The organism is Streptomyces solicamelliae (assembly GCF_045348655.1).
GTDB classification, from domain to species: Bacteria; Actinomycetota; Actinomycetes; order Streptomycetales; family Streptomycetaceae; genus Streptomyces; species Streptomyces solicamelliae.
The window spans coordinates 6,335,360-6,352,784 of the sequence record NZ_CP160404.1 but is presented as its reverse complement, the minus strand read 5'-3'; the positions used below and the strand labels follow the sequence as shown (position 1 = coordinate 6,352,784).

Annotated in this window: 17 protein-coding genes and 1 tRNA gene; 4 read left to right on the top strand and 14 right to left on the bottom strand. The window is 70.7% G+C overall.

Translation table 11 applies throughout. The annotated features are described in order from the left end of the window. Window positions 1-1,138: 1,138 nt before the first annotated feature. A tRNA-Pro gene (locus ABZO31_RS29305) sits at window positions 1,139-1,212 on the bottom strand. A gap of 100 nt (window positions 1,213-1,312) precedes the next feature. Between ABZO31_RS29305 and ABZO31_RS29300 the strand changes: the two genes are divergently transcribed. Continuing rightward, a complete protein-coding gene (locus tag ABZO31_RS29300) occupies window positions 1,313-1,825 on the top strand; it encodes a DUF309 domain-containing protein (RefSeq protein WP_406864325.1) in 513 nt (170 codons plus the stop codon). A 32-nt stretch (window positions 1,826-1,857) separates the two neighbouring features. On the opposite strand, the gene ABZO31_RS29295 is transcribed toward ABZO31_RS29300, so the two are convergent. From ABZO31_RS29295 to ABZO31_RS29275, 5 genes are all read right to left on the bottom strand, one after another. Next, entirely contained in the window at window positions 1,858-2,493 is a 636-nt protein-coding gene (locus ABZO31_RS29295) for a LutC/YkgG family protein (protein WP_406864324.1), read from the bottom strand. Further along, window positions 2,490-3,902 (bottom strand): lactate utilization protein B, encoded by a 1,413-nt coding sequence (locus tag ABZO31_RS29290; RefSeq protein WP_406864323.1) that lies wholly within the window; start codon window positions 3,900-3,902, stop codon window positions 2,490-2,492. Before ABZO31_RS29290 ends, ABZO31_RS29295 begins: the two co-directional genes overlap by 4 nt. Then, window positions 3,899-4,615 (bottom strand): (Fe-S)-binding protein, encoded by a 717-nt coding sequence (locus ABZO31_RS29285; RefSeq protein ID WP_406864322.1) that lies wholly within the window; start codon window positions 4,613-4,615, stop codon window positions 3,899-3,901. The genes ABZO31_RS29290 and ABZO31_RS29285 overlap by 4 nt, the downstream gene beginning before the upstream one ends. 40 nt (window positions 4,616-4,655) lie before the next feature. Continuing rightward, the gene (locus ABZO31_RS29280; RefSeq protein ID WP_406864321.1) at window positions 4,656-5,894 is read right to left on the bottom strand and encodes a cytochrome P450; all 1,239 of its coding nucleotides are present in this window, start codon (window positions 5,892-5,894) and stop codon (window positions 4,656-4,658) included. Window positions 5,895-6,039: 145 nt separating this feature from the next. Next, complete coding sequence (locus ABZO31_RS29275) at window positions 6,040-6,987, bottom strand: NAD(P)-dependent alcohol dehydrogenase (RefSeq protein ID WP_406864320.1); 948 nt, start codon at window positions 6,985-6,987, stop codon at window positions 6,040-6,042. A gap of 94 nt (window positions 6,988-7,081) precedes the next feature. On the opposite strand from ABZO31_RS29275, the gene ABZO31_RS29270 reads away from it, so the two are divergent. Beyond that, complete coding sequence (locus tag ABZO31_RS29270) at window positions 7,082-7,741, top strand: TetR/AcrR family transcriptional regulator (RefSeq protein ID WP_406864319.1); 660 nt, start codon at window positions 7,082-7,084, stop codon at window positions 7,739-7,741. A gap of 3 nt (window positions 7,742-7,744) precedes the next feature. On the opposite strand, the gene ABZO31_RS29265 is transcribed toward ABZO31_RS29270, so the two are convergent. Further along, window positions 7,745-8,236, bottom strand: a complete 492-nt coding sequence (locus ABZO31_RS29265) for an MFS transporter (protein WP_406864318.1) — start codon at window positions 8,234-8,236, stop codon at window positions 7,745-7,747. Between the two features lie 29 nt (window positions 8,237-8,265). Then, complete coding sequence (locus tag ABZO31_RS29260) at window positions 8,266-8,568, bottom strand: hypothetical protein (RefSeq protein ID WP_406864317.1); 303 nt, start codon at window positions 8,566-8,568, stop codon at window positions 8,266-8,268. Between the two features lie 320 nt (window positions 8,569-8,888). On the opposite strand from ABZO31_RS29260, the gene ABZO31_RS29255 reads away from it, so the two are divergent. Next, window positions 8,889-9,344 (top strand): group II truncated hemoglobin, encoded by a 456-nt coding sequence (locus ABZO31_RS29255; RefSeq protein WP_406864316.1) that lies wholly within the window; start codon window positions 8,889-8,891, stop codon window positions 9,342-9,344. A gap of 298 nt (window positions 9,345-9,642) precedes the next feature. Here the strand turns inward: ABZO31_RS29255 and ABZO31_RS29250 are convergent, their stop codons facing one another. The 3 genes from ABZO31_RS29250 to ABZO31_RS29240 form a co-directional block, all read right to left on the bottom strand. Further along, window positions 9,643-11,151, bottom strand: coding sequence for a right-handed parallel beta-helix repeat-containing protein (locus tag ABZO31_RS29250; RefSeq protein WP_406864315.1), 1,509 nt, complete (start codon window positions 11,149-11,151; stop codon window positions 9,643-9,645). A gap of 177 nt (window positions 11,152-11,328) precedes the next feature. Further along, window positions 11,329-11,778 carry an SRPBCC family protein gene (locus tag ABZO31_RS29245; RefSeq protein WP_406865520.1) on the bottom strand — a complete coding sequence of 150 codons (450 nt, stop codon included), beginning with the start codon at window positions 11,776-11,778 and terminating at the stop codon, window positions 11,329-11,331. A gap of 288 nt (window positions 11,779-12,066) precedes the next feature. Next, complete coding sequence (locus ABZO31_RS29240; protein WP_406864314.1) at window positions 12,067-12,909, bottom strand: class II glutamine amidotransferase; 843 nt, start codon at window positions 12,907-12,909, stop codon at window positions 12,067-12,069. A 382-nt stretch (window positions 12,910-13,291) separates the two neighbouring features. Here ABZO31_RS29240 and ABZO31_RS29235 point away from each other — a divergent pair, with 382 nt between their 5' ends. Beyond that, window positions 13,292-13,630, top strand: a complete 339-nt coding sequence (locus ABZO31_RS29235) for a hypothetical protein (protein WP_406864313.1) — start codon at window positions 13,292-13,294, stop codon at window positions 13,628-13,630. Between the two features lie 94 nt (window positions 13,631-13,724). Here the strand turns inward: ABZO31_RS29235 and ABZO31_RS29230 are convergent, their stop codons facing one another. From ABZO31_RS29230 to ABZO31_RS29220, 3 genes are all read right to left on the bottom strand, one after another. Further along, entirely contained in the window at window positions 13,725-14,735 is a 1,011-nt protein-coding gene (locus ABZO31_RS29230; RefSeq protein WP_406864312.1) for a glutathione S-transferase family protein, read from the bottom strand. 87 nt (window positions 14,736-14,822) lie between these two features. After that, window positions 14,823-15,884 (bottom strand): YihY/virulence factor BrkB family protein, encoded by a 1,062-nt coding sequence (locus ABZO31_RS29225; RefSeq protein ID WP_406864311.1) that lies wholly within the window; start codon window positions 15,882-15,884, stop codon window positions 14,823-14,825. A 210-nt stretch (window positions 15,885-16,094) separates the two neighbouring features. Next, complete coding sequence (locus ABZO31_RS29220; RefSeq protein ID WP_406864310.1) at window positions 16,095-17,360, bottom strand: carboxylate-amine ligase; 1,266 nt, start codon at window positions 17,358-17,360, stop codon at window positions 16,095-16,097. Between the last annotated feature and the right edge of the window lie 65 nt (window positions 17,361-17,425).

The window sequence follows — 17,425 nt, the reverse complement described above, 5'->3', positions numbered from 1 at the left end:
CGGTCCCACCGACCGCCTGCGATCCTCGGGCACCGCGGGCCGGGGAGAAGCACGACGGAGCCCGCACCTCACCCGTTCGAGGCGGGCGTCCGACCGATTGGCGGGGGATCACGGTGCCGGGGTCCTGGGATCCCGCCCTCGACAGGCTCCGCAGACGGGCGACTTCGCCCGGCGCCGGGCACCTCCTGGACGCGGGCGGGTCCGCAGCGTCGCCCCCATGCCTGTACTCGTCACAGGAGGAGCTTCATCGGCTCACGCATCGTCACGACCTCACGAAGGCCGGGCACGATCCGGCGCACCGCACGGGCCGGGACCGGCACCGGGACGGAACCCGGCGGCCACCGAGCCGACGGCGCGGGCCGGCCTTGCCCTGAGAGGACAGCGGCTGGACACTGACGCGGTCCGGGGTGCGGCTGTGGAGCGAGGGCGTGGCCGAGGTCCCGTACAAGCTGCGTCCGCGCATCGGTTCACAGAGAGACAGACACGGAAGCCAGCCGGGTCACGGCGGTCCACTCAACTACGAGGACACGCACCGCGGGTGATGCGGCACGTGAATGGCGGGTTGTCGTTGTCCGCGGATGGCCAGTTGTCGTCGCACTGGCTGTGCGCGCTGTCGGATTCGGCGTGTCGCGAGCGCCGAGCCCCGCCCAGGAACGTGCGCCCGTGCCGAGCGGCTGAGCGTTCTTCGCTACGCCATAGTCGGAGCCATCAGCCGAGCCGTAGGTGATGGGCCGCACGGCGCTTCGAGATCGGGCTCTGCGATCCGACCGTTTCCGAGGTGCGGTTTGCCGGGTCGGTGCCGGCGGCCCGTGGGTGGCGGCAGGACGCCTCGTCGTGGCAACGAGAGACGGTAGCGACGAGACGTAAGTCATCGGGTTGTGCGACCAGACCCTCGGGCCTTCCCCCGTGATGGTGGACAGGCATCGTTCATCACGCGGCGAACGTGAGCTCAGCCGCGTGGTGTCGGGGTTCGTGGTCGTCGGGGCTGAGGTGGCCGTTGGCGGAGTGCCGACGGCCCGCCACCAGCACCCTGGCGAACCAGGCCCGGTTCGGGCCCGCGACCATCACGTCCCCGGACGCACGACAGGCCGCCCTCTCATGGACGAGAGAACGGCCTCCGACCTGCGTTTCCGCACAGTCGGGACGACAGGATTTGAACCTGCGACCCCTTGACCCCCAGTCAAGTGCGCTACCAAGCTGCGCCACGTCCCGGTGCCCGTAGTCGCCGGGGTTCCCGGCGGCGGCGTGCAGGAGAACATTACCGCACTTCGCGTTGCGGCACGTCGCAGGGGTGCAGGGGGACAATGGGGGCGTGAGTGAAGAGTCGGCGGGTGGGCGGCGGGACCGGGATGCGGAGGGGCGGGCGCGCAGCGCGCGGCCCCGGGACGGGCTGGGGCGGCCGTTGCCGTACGGGGCCGAGGGCGTCGCACGACAGCCCGAGGGGGTGGCGCGGACGCCCGAGGAGACCGTGCGGGAGGCGCAGCGGCTGCTCGACGCGGGGATGCCGTTCCACGCGCACGAGGTCTTCGAGGACGCCTGGAAGACCGGGCCCGCCGGCGAGCGCGACCTCTGGCAGGGGCTGGCGCAGCTCGCCGTGGGGCTCACCCATGCGGCGCGGGGGAACACGACCGGCGGGGCCCGGCTGCTGCGGCGGGGAGCGGCGCGGGTCTCCGGTTGGCCGGAGACCGGTCCGTACGGCATCGATCTGCCCGGACTCGTCGTGTGGGCACGGGAGTTGGCGGAACGGGTGGCTGCGGACGGCCCGGCGGTCGATGCGGCCGCCGAGGCTCCGCGGTTGAGGCGGCCGACGACGACCCGCGGTTGAGGCGGCCGTCGGCGACCCGCGGTTGAGGCGCGCTAGGGCTCCTGGAGGAGGACCACTTCCAGGGTGCGGGGGCCGTGTACGCCCTCCACGCGGTCGAGTTCGATGTCGCTCGTCGCCGAGGGGCCGGAGATCCAGGTCAGCGGGCGTCCGGGGTCGAGCCTCGGGAGGGCCTGCGGGACCGACGCGACGAGCTGGGACGGGACCCGGACGACGCAGATGTGGTGGTCCGGGATCAGGGTGATGCGGCGGCGGCCCTGGTCCGGTGCTCCGTCGAGGACGAGCGTCCCCGTCTCGGCGATCGCCAGCGCGCAGCCGGTGACCACGCTGTCGACGGCGTCCAGTTCCGCGGGGGTGCTGCCCGCCCGGTCGTGGATCCGGGTCGGGTCGGCCGCCGCCAGCCACTCCGGCGGGAGGGCCGGCGGGACCAGGACCGTACGGGAACCGCGCTCGGCGAGCAGGCGCATCAGCAGGTCGGCGATCCCCGCACCGTCCGTGCGGTGCACCAGCGCACGGTACTCCGCCAGGTTGCGGTGGAGGAGGTCGACGAGGGCCTGCGGGTCGTCGTCGGGTGTGTGCGTGGACAGGTACGCGCGGTGGGGGCTCTCGGCCGGCGGCGCGTCGGCCACGGCCTCGCGGATCCGGGCCAGGATGGCGTCTCGGGTGCTCACGTGCGGTTCCTCTTCCACCAGTCGCGGAACGACTCCTCCGGTACCTCCGGCAGCTCCCTGCTCTCCGTCCACGCCGACGCCCCCGGCAGGCGCTTGGGGTGGAGGCGGCGAGTGCTCGTCGCCAGCCGTTCGGCGGCGGCGAGGGCCCGGGGGCTGCCGAGGACCGCGCCCGCCGCCTTCATCGCGGCGCGCTCCAGGCGGTGGCCGCCCTGCTCCGCGACGCGTTCGCGCAGGTGCACCAGGACCTCGGGGATGTCGATGGCCACCGGGCAGACCTCGTAACACGCGCCGCACAGCGAGGAGGCGTACGGGAGTGACGCGTCGATGTCGCTTTCTGTGCCCCGGAGTTGCGGGGTGAGGATCGCGCCGATCGGACCCGGGTAGACCGAGCCGTACGCGTGGCCGCCGGCCCGCTCGTACACCGGGCAGACGTTCAGGCAGGCCGAGCAGCGGATGCAGCGCAGGGCCTGGCGGCCGACCTCGTCGGCGAGGGTGGCGGTGCGGCCGTTGTCGAGGAGGACGAGGTGGAAGTCCTTCGGGCCGTCGCCTGCCGTCGTGCCCGTCCACATCGTGGTGTACGGGTTCATCCGCTCGGCTGTCGAGGAGCGCGGGAGGGTCTGGAGGAAGACCTCCAGGTCCCGCCAGGTGGGCACCACCTTCTCCAGTCCCACGACGGAGATCAGGGTCTCCGGGAGCGTCAGGCACATCCGGCCGTTGCCCTCCGACTCCAGGACGACGAGGGTGCCGGTCTCGGCCACCATGAAGTTCGCGCCGGAGACGGCGACCTTGGCGCGCAGGAACTTCTCCCGCAGGTGCAGCCGGGCCGCCTCGGCGAGGTCGGCGGGCGTGTCGGTGAGGCCGTCGGGGGCGGGGCGGCCCCACTCCCCCATCTCGGCCCGGAAGACGTCCCGGATCTCGCCGCGGTTGCGGTGGATGGCGGGGACGAGGATGTGGGACGGGCGGTCGTGGCCCAACTGGACGATGAGCTCCGCGAGATCGGTCTCGTACGCGGCGATGCCGGCGGCTTCCAGGGCCTCGTTGAGGCCGATCTCCTGGGTGGCCATCGACTTGACCTTGACCACCTCGGTCTCGCCGGTCGCCCGGACGAGGTCGGTGACGATGCGGTTCGCCTCGTCGGCGTCCGCCGCCCAGTGGACGGTGCCGCCCGCCGCGACGACCGCCTCCTCCAACTGGACCAGATAGCGGTCGAGATGGCGGAGGGTGTGGTCCTTGATCTGCTTTCCCGCCTCGCGGAGGCGGTCCCAGTCGGCGAGTTCGGCGACAGCGGCGGCGCGCTTGTCCCTGATGGTGTGGGTGGCGTGCCTGAGGTTGGCGCGGAGGGTCGCGTCGCCGACGGCGGTCTTCGCCGCGACGGGGAAGGCGGGCATGCCGAGGAAGGTTCCGCTCACTGCCAGGGCTCCGTCTCCGTGCTCGCCAGGATCTCCGCCAGGTGCAGGGTGCGCAGCGGGGTGTCCGCGCGGCGCAGGATGCCGTCGAGGTGCATGAGGCAAGAGTTGTCGGCTCCGCAGAGCACCTCCGCCCCGGTGTCGGCGGCGTGGGCGATCTTGTCGCGGCCCATGGCCGCGGACACGTCCGGATTCTTCACGGCGAACGTTCCGCCGAAGCCGCAGCACTCCTCCGCGCCGGGCAGTTCGACCAGTTCCAGGCCCTTGACCGCCTCGAGCAGCCGGCGCGGCCGGTCGCCGAGGCCGAGCAGGCGCAGTCCGTGGCAGGAGGGGTGGTACGTGACGGTGTGCGGGAAGGACGCTCCGACGTCGGTCACCCCGAGGACGTCCACCAGGAACTCGGTCAGCTCGTGGACGCGGGGCGCGAGCGCGGCCGCCTCGGGGCCGAAGCCGGCGTAGTGGGCGCGGACCATGGCGGCGCAGGAACCGGAGGGGGTGACCACGTGCTCGTACCCGCGGAACGCCTCGGCGAGGCGCCGGGCGAGCGGCGCCGCCTCCTTGCGGTACCCCGTGTTGAACTGCGGCTGGCCGCAGCAGGTCTGGGCGGCCGGGAAGTCGACATCGACCCCCAGCCGTTCCAGGATGCGGACGGTGGCCACCCCCGTGGCGGGATACAGGGCGTCGTTGACGCAGGTGACGAAGAGTGCGACACGCATGGGCGCAGGATACGCCCGGGGCGGTCCGCCGCCGCGTGTTTCACCAGGTGAGATGGAGGGCCAGGGGCGAGCGGTGGATCATCGTCGGTCGCATCTCGACCGCGTGGTCCTTCGCGAGCCGCAGCCCCGGCAGCCGACGGGTGAACAGCTCGAGAGTCAGGCGGAGTTGGCCGCGGGCCAGCTGGGAGCCGGGGCAGCCGTGCGCGCCGTACCCGAAGGCGACGTGCCGGGCCGGCGGGCGGGTGATGTCGAAGACGTCGGGATCGTCGTGCCGCCCCTCGTCACGGTTGGCGGAGCCATACGCCACGAACACCGTTGCCCCGGCGGGCAGTTCGGTGCCGGCGACGGTGACCGGGCGGGTGGTCGTACGGCGGAACCCCTGGACGGCGGTGTCGAAGCGGGCGGCCTCCTCCACCGCCCCGGGTATCAGCTCGGGCCGGGCACAGAGCAGCTCCCACTGCTTCCGGTCGTCGCGGAGCAGGTGGTGGAAGGTGTTGCCGATCAGGGCGGTGGTGGTGAGGTGGCCGGCGATGAGGAGGTTCTGGAGGTTGGAGACGAGTTCGGCGCGCTGGTCGTCGGTGAGCTCGCCGTCGCCGGGGGCGAGGGCGGCGACCATCGCGGAGCAGAGGTCGTCGCGGGGCTCGGCGCGGCGGGCGCGGGCGTACCGGTCGAGTAAGTGCTGCAGGGTGACGACGTCCTCGGCGGCGGCGAGCTGGGCGGCCTCGTCGAGCGGGCGGAAGAGGAGCTGCTCGGCTTGGTGGCCGCCGTGCACGGCGGCCGGGACGTCCGCCGGGTCGAAGCCGATGAGCCGGCCGATCACCGCGCCGGGGAGCCGGCGGGCGTACGAGGCCATCAGCTCGGTGCGGCCGTCGGCGGCGAAGCCGTCGAGGAGGGCGGCGGCCCGCTCGGCGGCGTACGGCCGCAGGGCGGTGACGCGGGCGGCGGAGAGCCCGCTGTTGAGCGGGGCGCGGTGGCGGCGGTGCGCGGGGCCGTCGGTGGAGACGACGGTGGGACGCTTGGCGAAGCCGCCGGCGAGGACGCCGAAGGCGGCGGGCGCGGGCATGACGTCGGGCCGCAGGGCCTGTTCGGACGAGAAGTCGTCCGACCGGAGCAGGACCTCGCGCACGTCGGCGTCGCGGGCGACGAGCCAGGCGTCGAGTTCGGGGACGAAGGTCAGTCCCTCGGCCCGGCGGGCGCGGGCGTAGAGGGGGTAGGGGTCGCGGTACAAGTCGTCGAGCCGCTGCTGGTGTTCGGACCGTTCCTGCGCTGCTGCGTCCACGCTCGCCTCCGGACGGGAAGGGTGCGGTGCTTCGTTGCGGTGCACGGTGGTGCGGTGCGTGCGGCCATGGTGACCGGGTCCGGGCGTGCGTGACTACGGCACGAAGGATGAAGATTTCCCGGCGTGGCACCGTGCACCCCGAGGACTACGGACGCACGACGACGTTGCCGACCTTACGGCCACGGTCGACCCGCCGATGCGCTTCGGCGATGTCGCACAGGGGATAGGTCCGGTCGATCACCACGGTGATCGCGCCCTCGACAGCCAGTCGCAGCAGGAACTCGAAATCCTCGACGCGTTCGGGTGCGGGGCCCGCGACGACATTGCCGCGGGCGCGAACGGTGTCGCCCAGGCCGGCGACGGCCAGCAGCAACACCCCTGTGGGGCTCAGCAGGCGCCGACCCGACGCGATCGAGAGGTTGCCGACGACGTCCAGCACCACGTCGAACCGGTCGGCGATGCCGGCCAGGTCGTCCTGGGTGTAGTCGATGACCCGCGCTGCCCCCAGGTCGGCCACCAGGCCGGCGTTGGCCGTGCTGGTCACGCCGGTGACCGTCGCGCCGAAGTGCTTCGCCAACTGGACGGCGTTCGTGCCGATCGCGCCCGACGCACCGTTGACGCACACCGTCATGCCGGGGCCGACCGACGCCTTGTCCCGCAGGAAGTACAGCGCTGTCGAGCCTCCGAACAACAGCCCTGCCGCATCCTCGTGGCTCACCGCGGACGGCTTCCCCGCGAGCTTGTTCGCCGCGACCGCGACGTACTCGGCATGGGCGCCCATCCTCACTCCGGTCATGCCGCACACCTCGTCCCCCGGGGCGAAGTCCAGGACGCCCGCGCCGACGGCCACGACCTCACCGGAGAAGGAGCTGCCCAGGACGGTTCGTCGCGGGCGGAAGACGCCGAACGCCAGCCGGGCGAACACCCCGAACCCGGAGGGGAACCGGGCCCCACGGATGCGCGAGTCGGCCGAGGTGACCGCCACCGCTTTGACCCGCACCAGCACCTCGCCACCACGTGGCGCGGGCCGCGGAACCTCTCTGACGCGTACGACGTCGGGCGCGCCGTACCTCTCGACGACTGCTGCCTGCATGCCCACTCCTTACGGGTGTAAGCCTGGCTGCCACGGTAGCCTTACGGGTGTAAAGCAGCAAGGCATCACCAAGCCCGATTCGAGAGGTTCCGTCATGCCCCGGCGTCCCGCGCTCAGCCACGACCGCATCGTCGACGCCGCGGTACAGGTGGCCGACCGCGGCGGTCTCGCCCAGGTGAGCATGCGCAACGTCGGCAAGGAGCTCGGCGTCGAGGCGATGTCGCTCTACCACCACCTGGCCGGCAAGGACGCCCTGCTGGACGCCCTGGCGAACTGGATCTTCACCACCATCGAGCTGCCCGAACCCGGCCGACCATGGCGACAGGCGATGACCGACCGCGCGACGTCGGCCCGCACCGCCCTGGCACGACACCCCTGGGCCCTCGGCCTCATCGAGTCGCGCCGTTCACCGGGCCCGGCCCTGCTCCGACACCACGACAGCGTGCTCGGCTGCCTGCGCCACAACGGCTTCCCGATGACACTGGCGGCGCACACCTTCTCCGTGATCGACGCCTACGTCTACGGCTTCGTACTCACCGAACTGAACCTGCCCTTCGACACCGACGCGGGAGTCGGGGAGTTCGTCGACGAGATCCAGGACCAGCACTCCCCCGAGGCCTACCCACACCTGACCGAGCTGATCACCGAGCAGGTCAGGAACCAGGACTACTCCTACGGCGACGAGTTCACGTACGGCCTCGACCTCATCCTCGACAGCGTCGCATCACGCCTACGCGGCCCTGCCCCGACGTGAGGATCAGGACCTGATCGGCGCTTCGAGGATGGAGCGACGACGGTACGAGCCCTCCTGCGGAGCATGCCGTGCGGAAGCGGGACGCCACACCGTGTGGGGCCGCGCCCGGCCGGCCGGCTCCGGGGTACGGCGAAGAGCCATCCCCACGCCCTGCCCGACGAACAGCACCAGGAACACCCCGTAGTGGGAGGACGCCACCTGACCGAGCAGGCATCCAGCTATCAGCACCTGACCGATCACCATGCCGGCACGCCTGCCGATTCGGTCGGCGATGACTCCCGTCGGCAACTCCGCAAGTCCGCTGACCAGGTAGAGCAGCGTCTGAAGGAGAGCCACTTGCCCGGCGGAGAAGCCTCGCTGCTGAAGGAAGAGGACGAAGACGCCTCGCTGGAACAGCGAGTTGGCGAGCACGGCGTAGACGCAGAACGGGCGCGTGACGCTTCGAGCTGCATCGTCGACCGCAGCCCCCCCACGTACCTCCGTGGTGCCGGTCATGCTGCGGGCTCCCCCTGGCGACTCCGGTGCTACTGGACGTTCTCCTGTCCGATCGCGCGGAGGACATCGGCGAGCCAGACCAGGTGGTGGCCCACGGCTCGGTCCGGGTCGACGAGTAGGTCTTCAAGGTGTTGCCAGGACTCGGACAGCTGCCCGATCGTGATCGTTCTCGGTTCGTTGGGGACGTCGTAGAGTTCGTCGCCCGGAACAGACCAGAAGTAGTCGCGTTCGAGCGCCACCGTGCTGCCGGCTGACGCTTCGATGTGTCGCAGTGCCACCTCGAAGGCGTGGCGGAGCTGATCAAGCGGGATCTGCAGAGGTTCGCTGTCCATGCGGTCATCTTGTCGATCAGAGCCGGGGGTGCCACTCACCCCGGCCTCCAAGACGCTGCGGCACTCAAAGGTTCTAACAGAAGCTGTTGATCACGTTGCCGTCGGGGTGCTGATCAAGCATCAGTTGTGCCGGATCGGCTAAGCCAGGGGCCGGTCCCGAAGCGGAACCGTGCAGTTCCAGCTGGAAGCGGTGATCCGACCGAGGAGGCTCGCCGATCTGATGCTCGCGGCCGGGCGGATGAGGGGGGTTGAATGGTAGGGCGCCGTGGAATGAAACAACACGCTTGGATTGCCGCGGCAGCACCGACGGAAGAGGCGGAATGACGGGTGACACGAGACCCCTGATCGAGGCCATCGGCGGTCTTGATGCCCTGCGCCGACTGAGCAATACCTTCTACGACAGCGTCTTGACGGATCCGCTGCTCGCGCCCGTCTTCGCCCACTTCACCCCCACCCATACCGAACACGTGGCTATCTGGCTCGCCGAAGTCTTCGGCGGGCCGACGCGGTTCACCGACGAACTCGGCGGCCACCCCGCTCTGCTGCGCGCCCACCTGGGTCTGTCGATCACCGAGGAACAGCGGCTGCGCTGGATGGAGCTGATGACGAAGGCCGTCGAAAAGGAACTCCCGGCCGACGAGCTGCTGCGGCGCCGTGTCATCGAGTACTTCGACTGGGGTACCAGGATCGCCCGTGACGTGTCAGCAGATCCGGCCGGAACCGACGTCGGAGAACCGGGCCCCACGCCCCGATGGGACTGGAACGGACTGGCCTGACGTTCCCCCCTTGCCCCCGGCCGGCCGGAACGGCACGATCACGATCACGTGGCTCTCTCGATGGCCCGCTCGGCATCACCGGCCGCAGGGCGAGGACGCGGCGCGGAGCGCGTGGTGCTGGGGCGCCGAGGTGAGCGGCCGCTGTCGTCACATCGGGCACTCGACATGACGCCGAGGGGCTGAACGACCTGCGGCTCGCTGCGGCGACGAGACCATCAGGTACACGCCCGCCCGTACGGAGCCCGACGGGAACGGCGGCCTCCCCCGAGTCGGGGGCGGCTGCCGTGGTCCAGCCGCTCTACAGGCCCGGCCCGTTGTACGCGCCGCGGTGCGGCTTCGTCGTCGCGGACACCGGGTTCGCCCAGTAGTCCCGGCCCCCGTTGCCGCTGATCACGGAACCGTTGTTCAGGCCCGGGGACGTCGAGCGCAGCTTGTAGCCGTCGACGGCGTGGATCGTGTCACCGCCGGTGCCCGGGTTCACGAACTGCGGGTCGCCCACGATGCCGTTGGCCGTCGGCCGGGGTACGCCCTGGAAGACGTTCCACCACCACCCGATACCCGTGCCCGTGGGCAGCCGAGAATCGGCCGTGCCCACCCAGATGTTGTTCTCCACCACGCTCTGATCGGGCAGCGTGATGTTCAGCTTCTTGGCTGTGCAGTAGACGACGTTGTTGTACATGTGCAGCGCGGACCGGCCGGCGCTGTTGCTGCTCATGCGGCAGTCGTTCTCGGAGATGTTGAAGCGGATGATCTGCTTCGCGCCGCCGATGGTGCCGCAGCCGTCGCAGTCGAGGAAGAACCCGCCGATGTTGTCGCGGCTGAAGTTGTACTGGATCAGGCAGGTGCCGGTGTTCCCCCAGTCGCAGTCGAACGCCTGGCTGTCGGCAACCGACATGCGTGTGATGCCGTAGACGGCGTTCTTCTGGATGGTCGGGTTGTGGTCGCCGAGCACCCATATGCCGGCGAAGTTTCCTCCGGAGAACGGATAGACGCCGTTGCCGACGCCGGAGGCGTTGTTGTACTGGATCATCGGCGCGTTCGCGTAGCTGGCGATGATGCCGTCGCCGCCGACGTCCTTGATGACGTTGTGCTCGATGAGGACTCCGGAGCCCTTGACCGCCATCGCCCCGACGCGGATCTTCAGGCCGCCGCCTCCGGTGTTGCTGATCTGGTTGTGGTGGACACGGATGTCGTTGAGGGTCGAGTTCGTGCCGCTCGCGCCCGTGACGATGCCGGCGGACTGGACGAAGTCCTCGGTGGTCGGGCTGTTCTTGTTCGTCTGGCCCGCGACACGGTCGATCACGAGGTTGCCGACGTCAAAGCCGCGGTGCGCCGTGCCGTCGGTGGCCGAGATCCGCAGACCCGTACGGCGGGCCGGCGATGAGGCGGGGTTCGTCAGCTTGAGGTCGCTGATCCGCCAGTGGTCCTGATCGGTCAGCGAGACCGCGTTCGCCGCGCCGCCGCCGTCGATCACCGGCAGAGCTCCGGAGCCGTAGCGGGTGAGGGTGATGGGGGCGGTGGGGGTGCCGCTGCCCTTGGGGGCGAGGGATCCGGTGCAGGTGGTACCGGAAGCGAACGCGAGCGTGTCACCAGGCGCGTACGTCCTCCCGTTCGCCTGGCCGATCGAGTTGAACGGCGCGGCCTGACTGCCGTCACCCGCCGCAGATCGCGAACAGTCCACATAGGTGGTGCTCGCTACGGCCGAGGCGGGCCGGCCGGTCATTGCGACGGTTCCGGTGAGCGCGAGCGCGGCGGCGACGAGTCCGCCGCCCACCCCCCGCCAACGGGGAAGTGCTCCGATGGACATGACACAACACCCTTCTGGAGGTCTGGTGCCGCCAGAAGGTAAGAGCGAATGGTGATCGAGTCAACGCAATCTTGTCGATTGATCGAATTTCGATCAGGATGCGCGGGATCGGTCACGCGTCGGCGGTGCCCGCCCCGGGCTGGGGGCGGGCACCGTGGTCATGCTCGGCCGGACGGTTCAGACCTGGCCTCGCCACGCGCCGGTGGCCTGGCCGCGGTCCTCGATGAAGTGCTTGAAGCGCTTCAGGTCGCCCTTCACCTGCCGGTCGATGAATCCGAGCCTGTCACCGATGTTCTCCGCCATCCCCTCGGGATCGAAGTCCATCATCAGGGTCACCTCGGTGTGGGACGGGTCGATCCGCCGGAACGTCACCAACCCGGACTGCTCGGTCTCGCCGCCGACGGTCACCCATGCGACCTTGGTGTCCGGGATCTGCTCGGTGATCTCCGCGTCGAACTCTCGTTCCACTCCAGCGATCTTCGTCACCCAGTGCGTCATCGTGTCACTGCGCTGCTCGATCCGCTCCACGCCGTCCATGAACTGGGGGAACGACTCGAACTGGGTCCACTGGTCGTAGGCTGCGCGGACCGGGACGTCGACCTCGATGGACTCCTTGACCAGCGACATGCTCATACCTCCTGGGCGATCGCGAAAGGGCCGGGAAACGGCGTCCCGGGGAACGCCGGACCCCGCTGCGGCATCTCATGGGTGCCCGGCACCACCGCCCCTGCCCCACGAGGCTGATGGCACACACCACGAAGGAGCCGTCTCCCTGCACCAACTGGGCCGTCCCGGTCGCGCCGACGGTCGCAAGGTGCGCGACCGGGCCGTGCGCCCACCGTTCCCGCTGGGAAGCGCAGGGCGTGCGATGTCGTGCAGCGGCTGCGAGGGTCCGGACGTCGGTTCGGACCGCGATCACAGCTCGCCCGCCGCCGCGGGAGCGAAGTGGTGCAGCTCGTCGGCGCCGGGCCGAATGACTCGGTAGCTGCTCTCCGGTACCTCGTTCCACGCGCCGGGCAGGTCGTCGAGGGGCTCCGAGACGATGAGGCGCGACTCCTCGGAGATGTCCCTCAGGAACGCGACGTCGGGATGCAGCTTGCGCAGGTCCTCCACGCGGCTGCTGTAGAACAACGAGCGCGAGGCCCGCTCGCTGGAGTATCGGAAGGCCCAGACGCGTTCGCCCTCGGTGATGGCGAGTGTCATCTGCAGCGGCAGGTCCACCCCATGACGTCGGCCGACGTGCTCCACCGCCCCGGCCATCCGGGCCACCGCGGAGGGCGGGTCCTGGTCCAGACCGTAGGTGAGGGCGAGGAAGAACATCACCTCGGAGTCCGTCGTGCCTTCGAGGTCGGCGAACAGCGCCGGGTCGATCAGCAGGGTGAGGTCACGGCGCAGGAGGTGGAAGCGGTCGATGGCGCCGTTGTGCATGAACATCCACCGACCGCGTCGGAACGGGTGGCAGTTGGACTGCTGTATCGCCGTCCCGGTCGACGCCCGGATATGCGCGAAGAACAGCGGCGAGCGAATGTGATCGGCCAACTCCCGGAGATTGCGGTTGTTCCATGCGGGGCCGACGTCCCGGAGCAGCGCCGGGGTGTTGGTCTCCTTCGTGTACCAGCCGATGCCGAACCCGTCGCCGTTCGTCGTCTCGACGCCGAGTTTCGCGTACCGGCTCTGGTCGATCAGCGAGTGCGCCGGCTTGTACAGGATGGTGTCGAGCAGCACGGGAGTTCCGGCGTACGCGAGCCATCGGCACATACGTGATCACCTGTGTCCCTGCCGTACGACGGAAGGGAGGCCCCTTCCGGTCTGTCCGCGGGCACCGCTCGGCGACTGTTCCTCGGGGCCGACCACGGGTGCGAGTCGTCCGTCTCTCATTCTCGGACTCGCCCCCGGACAGCGCCACGCGGGCGGTCGACGGCCGCGTCGTACTGCAGCGGACGGATCGCTGCGGGACGGGGTGGTGTGGGGCGGGGCGGGGCGGTGTGGGGCGCTCGTCGTCCACGGCTCCGGAAGCTCGCCGTCGACGCCTGCGGTCCCTCCGCGGGCTCTCCCGCACGGCCGACCCCGTGCGTCCGCACGGCCGATCCCGTGCGGGAGAGTGGGGTTTGCGCCGCCCCGTCTCGGCTAGACGACCGACATGAGTGCATCAGAGAAGCGCAACGAGAACGAGTCCCGTGACAGCGGTTCGCGTGCCGCCTTCAACAGCACTGTGCACGCGCTGAAGGACATGGAGGCGGCGGCGACCGGGACACTGACCGAGCTGCCCGCTCCGCTCGCCGAGAAGACCCTTGCGGCCGTCCACGCCGTCCGGGGAACGGGCGGACGGCTGTGGAGGAACCTGCGCGCCCGCAAGGCGCTGGCAGGTGGCGGCGTCGCGTGCGCGGCGGCCGCGCTCACCGGCGCGTACGCGCTGGGGCACCGGGCCGGTCTGCGCCGCCGCGGCCCGCTCTCCCGCCTGACCGGCGGCCGCATCTGACCGTGCGCCGACGCCGAGCGTCGCGTGCGGAGGGCCCGTACGTTGCGCACGGCGACCGTCGACGAGGCGCGTGACCCCGGGCCGCGGTCCGGGGTCACGCGCCTCGTTCGCCGGCAGCATGCCCGAGCGGCGGCACACGTTCCGCGGAAGGAGGGGGAGCGGGCGGCGTTCCCTCGCCGAACGGTCGCCCGCCGAAACGCTCTCGCCCATGCGGCGAGAGCCAGTTGCTCGTGTCCGGACCCCGGGGGACGACTCCCGTCGGGTTGATGTCGCTGTGGACGACGTAGTAATGCGCCTTGATCTGTTCGAAGTCGACGGTGTCGCCGAAGCCGGGCGTCTGGAAGAGGTCGCGCGCGTAGGCCCACAGCGCCGGCAGCTCGGTCAGCTTCTGCCGGTTGCACTTGAAGTGGCCGTGGTAGACGGCGTCGAAGCGGACGAGGGTCGGGAAGAGTCGGACGTCGGCCTCGGTGATGGTGTCGCCGACGAGGTAGCGCCGTCCGCCGAGCCGGTTCTCCAGCCAGTCCAACCGCTCCCACAGCGCTCGGTACGCCTTGTCGTACGCCTTCTGGCCGGTGGCGAACCCGCACTGGTAGACGCCGTTGTTGACATCCCTGTACAACTTGTCGGCCACGTCGTCGATCTCGTCGCGCCACCTCTGGGGGTAGAGGTCGGGCGCGCCGTCGCGCTGATGGGCCGTCCACTGGCTGCCCAGGTCGAGTGTGATCCGTTCGAAGTCGTTGGTCACGACTTCGCCCGTGGGGACGTCGACGATCGCGGGCACGGTGATGCCGCGCGGGTAGCCGGGCTGACGCCGGAAGTAGGCCTCCTGCAGCCGTTCGATGCCGAGGACCGGGTCTCTGCCGCCCGGGTCCAGATGGAAGGTCCAGCTGCGCTCGTCGTGGACGGGCCCGGCGACGCCCATCGACAGCACGCCCTCCAGGCCCATCAACCGCCGGACGATCACCGCTCGGTTCGCCCAGGGGCAGGCTCGGGCGACGATCAGCCGGTAGCGCCCGGGCTCCACGGGGTAGCCGTCCCGGCCGTCGGCCGTGATCCGTGTGGTGATGTAGCTACGGTCCCGCTCGAACTCACCGTCGCCGGCCATGCTCCCGATCCCTCCGCGCGTGCGTCCGGCCGGATGCCGCGAGCCGAGGACGCCGGCCGTCGGCGTCGCGCCCGTCGGCCCTCCGGCTCATCGTCTGCGTAGCGTGCGCACGTCCTCCTCGCTCCATGAGCGGGTGTCGCGCGGCTCGACGTACGGCTCCTCGTCCGGCGGCATGCCGCCCGCGACCGCCCGCTGACGCATCGCCTCCGCGTCGAACTCCATGCCGAGCAGTACGGCCAGGTTGCTGATCCACAGCCAGATCAGGAACACGATGACGCCTGCCATGGTTCCGTACGTCTTGTTGAGTGTGCCGAACTCGGCCACGTAGAGGGCGAATCCGGCGGAGGCGGCCATCCAGATCAGCAGGGCGAGCGCACTGCCCGGGGTGATCCACCGCCAGCCCCTGCTCCGGACGTTCGGACTCGCCCAGTACAGCAATGCGATCATGATCGTCACGAGGAGGACCAGGACCGGCCATTTGGCGATCGACCACACGGTCAGCGCGGTGTCGCCGACGCCGAGCACGTCACCGGCCCGGCGCGCCACACCACCGGTGAAGACGACGATCAGGCCACTCGCCGCGGCCATCAGCATGAGCGTCGCGGTCAGACCCAGACGGAGCGGCAGGACCTTCCACATCGGGCGGCCCTCCGGCACGTCGTAGACCCGGTTCGCGGCGCGCATGAACGCCCCGACGTAGCCGGAGGCGGACCACAGGGCCAGCATCAGGCCGACCACCGCCATGGTGGCCCCGGTGCCCGCGCCGCCCTGCAGGTTCTCCACGGCCTGGGCGAGCACGTCGCGGGCCGGTCCGGGCGCCAGCTCGCGGAGGCTGTCCAGCACCTTGTCCGTCGTCGAGCGTCCGCTGAGGCCGAGCAGCGAGACGAACAGCAACAGACCGGGAAAGAGGGACAGCACGCCGTAGTACGTGAGGGCGGCCGCGCGGTCCATCAGCTCGTCGGACACGAACTCGTGCAGTGATCCCTTCAACACGGCGAGCCAGGAGCGTCGCGGCAGCTCGGTCGGCCGGTCGGGGGCCCGCGCCTCGACCTCGGGGCCGGGGCCGACGTCCTCCGGCTCCGGCGGGGGCCCTTCGTCGGCCCTGTGGGTGACGGTGGGGCGTTCTTCGGGGAAGTTCCGCTCGGCCATGGCCGAGCGGCTACCCGCGTCGGCCCGGGATACGCACGAAATACCCGCCAGGACATGCTGGAGAAAGCTGTGATCAGGCCGCTTCCCTCTCGGGCGGCACGTTCACGGGTCTGCGGACGGGGCATGCGGTCCGGGCCCTCGCACATCGAAACGACCCGTGACCCCAAGGCCCGAAGCCGCTGTGCGCGACTCATGCCTCGGCGCGCGGGCTCAGCGAAGGCGATCGCGCACGACAGGCACGGCTCGCCGGACGTGCTGCGGGAGGGAAGGGGGGCAGCCGGCCATCGGCGGCTCGTTCCAGGCAGGTGAACCCGGCGACCGGTTCCTGTCGCACGAGTTGCCGCCGCTCCACTCCTCGCCCCGCGTCTCGGCCAGGACCAGGTCCACGGCCGCGAGCAGTTCCGCGTCGGACGCCGCGCGGCGGAGGCGGTGGGCAGCGCTGCCGCGGGCCAGGGCCTCTTCGGTCAGGCTGTGGGCGGTCTCCCAGTCTCCGTATGCCTCCAGTGCCGGACGCAGGTGCCGGAGGGTGGCGCGCACGATGGCGTGAGCCGAGGCCGGACGACGGGTGAGAGGGTCGATCAAGTCGCCCTCCAGACCGGAACGGGCGGCCCGCCACGTCGCTGCCCGCAACCACTCGTGCCTGCCGTCGCAGCGCCCGTCACCCGTGGATTCAAGGCGTGCGCACGCGTCGACGACGAGCGCCCGGAACAGGGCTGCCACCAGCACCACCGTCTCGACCCGCGGGCACGCGTCGCAGATGCGCAGTTCCAGTGTCTGCAGGTGGGCTGAGGGGCGGACGTCGTAGTAGATCATGCCGGGGTCGCTGATGACTCCCGAGCCGACCAGCTGCCCGACGGCGGTGTCGTAATCCGCGGCGTCGGCGTAACAGCCGGTGGGGCCCGCGGTGGGCCAACGCTGCCAGATCATGCTGCGCCAGCTCGCGTACCCCGTGTCGGCCCCGAGCCAGTAGGGAGAACTCGCGGAGAGGGCCAGAAGGGGCGCGAGCCACGGGTTCAGGACGCACAGCGCCCGAACGGCGGTCTCCTTGTCGGGGACGTCGACGTGCACCTGGGCCCCGCAGATCAGCTGCTCGTCGGCGACTCGGCGGTACTCCTCCGCCATCGCGAGGTAGCGGGGCTCGTCCGTCGTCCGGACGGCGCCGAGGTGCCCGATCGGTGGCGCACCCGCCGCCATGACCCCCAGACCATGCGCGGAGGCGGCCGCGTCCAGCCGCCGCCGCGATGTGCACAGGTCCTCGTACAGATCGTCGAGCGACGCGTGGACGCCGCTGTTCGACTCCACGACCGACTGCGGAAGCTCCCGGGTGAAGTCTGCTCCGTCGCCGCTGCCGCCTCCGCCCCCGCTGCCGCCTCCGTCGCCCCGGTGCCGGGACAGTGCTCGGAGTACCGCGTCCGCCCGGGGAGTCAGCGCGCCGCTCTCGAGGTCGATCACGTGGAATTCCTCTTCGACACCCATCCGGGCGACCACAACGACCTCCACCCTGCGAAAGCTCGGCGGCCTCAGCGCGGGACGATCGTCTT

Bases quoted from the DNA above. Each gene is read 5' to 3' on its own strand.
- ABZO31_RS29240 (WP_406864314.1), bottom strand. From the start codon at position 12,909: ATGTGCCGATGGCTCGCGTACGCCGGAACTCCCGTGCTGCTCGACACC.
- ABZO31_RS29220 (WP_406864310.1), bottom strand. From the start codon at position 17,360: ATGGGTGTCGAAGAGGAATTCCACGTGATCGACCTCGAGAGCGGCGCG.
- ABZO31_RS29245 (WP_406865520.1), bottom strand. From the start codon at position 11,778: ATGTCGCTGGTCAAGGAGTCCATCGAGGTCGACGTCCCGGTCCGCGCA.
- ABZO31_RS29270 (WP_406864319.1), top strand. From the start codon at position 7,082: ATGCCCCGGCGTCCCGCGCTCAGCCACGACCGCATCGTCGACGCCGCG.
- ABZO31_RS29265 (WP_406864318.1), bottom strand. From the start codon at position 8,236: ATGACCGGCACCACGGAGGTACGTGGGGGGGCTGCGGTCGACGATGCA.
- ABZO31_RS29275 (WP_406864320.1), bottom strand. From the start codon at position 6,987: ATGCAGGCAGCAGTCGTCGAGAGGTACGGCGCGCCCGACGTCGTACGC.
- ABZO31_RS29255 (WP_406864316.1), top strand. From the start codon at position 8,889: ATGACGGGTGACACGAGACCCCTGATCGAGGCCATCGGCGGTCTTGAT.
- ABZO31_RS29230 (WP_406864312.1), bottom strand. From the start codon at position 14,735: ATGGCCGGCGACGGTGAGTTCGAGCGGGACCGTAGCTACATCACCACA.
- ABZO31_RS29250 (WP_406864315.1), bottom strand. From the start codon at position 11,151: ATGTCCATCGGAGCACTTCCCCGTTGGCGGGGGGTGGGCGGCGGACTC.
- ABZO31_RS29260 (WP_406864317.1), bottom strand. From the start codon at position 8,568: ATGGACAGCGAACCTCTGCAGATCCCGCTTGATCAGCTCCGCCACGCC.
- ABZO31_RS29225 (WP_406864311.1), bottom strand. From the start codon at position 15,884: ATGGCCGAGCGGAACTTCCCCGAAGAACGCCCCACCGTCACCCACAGG.
- ABZO31_RS29235 (WP_406864313.1), top strand. From the start codon at position 13,292: ATGAGTGCATCAGAGAAGCGCAACGAGAACGAGTCCCGTGACAGCGGT.
- ABZO31_RS29285 (WP_406864322.1), bottom strand. From the start codon at position 4,615: ATGCGTGTCGCACTCTTCGTCACCTGCGTCAACGACGCCCTGTATCCC.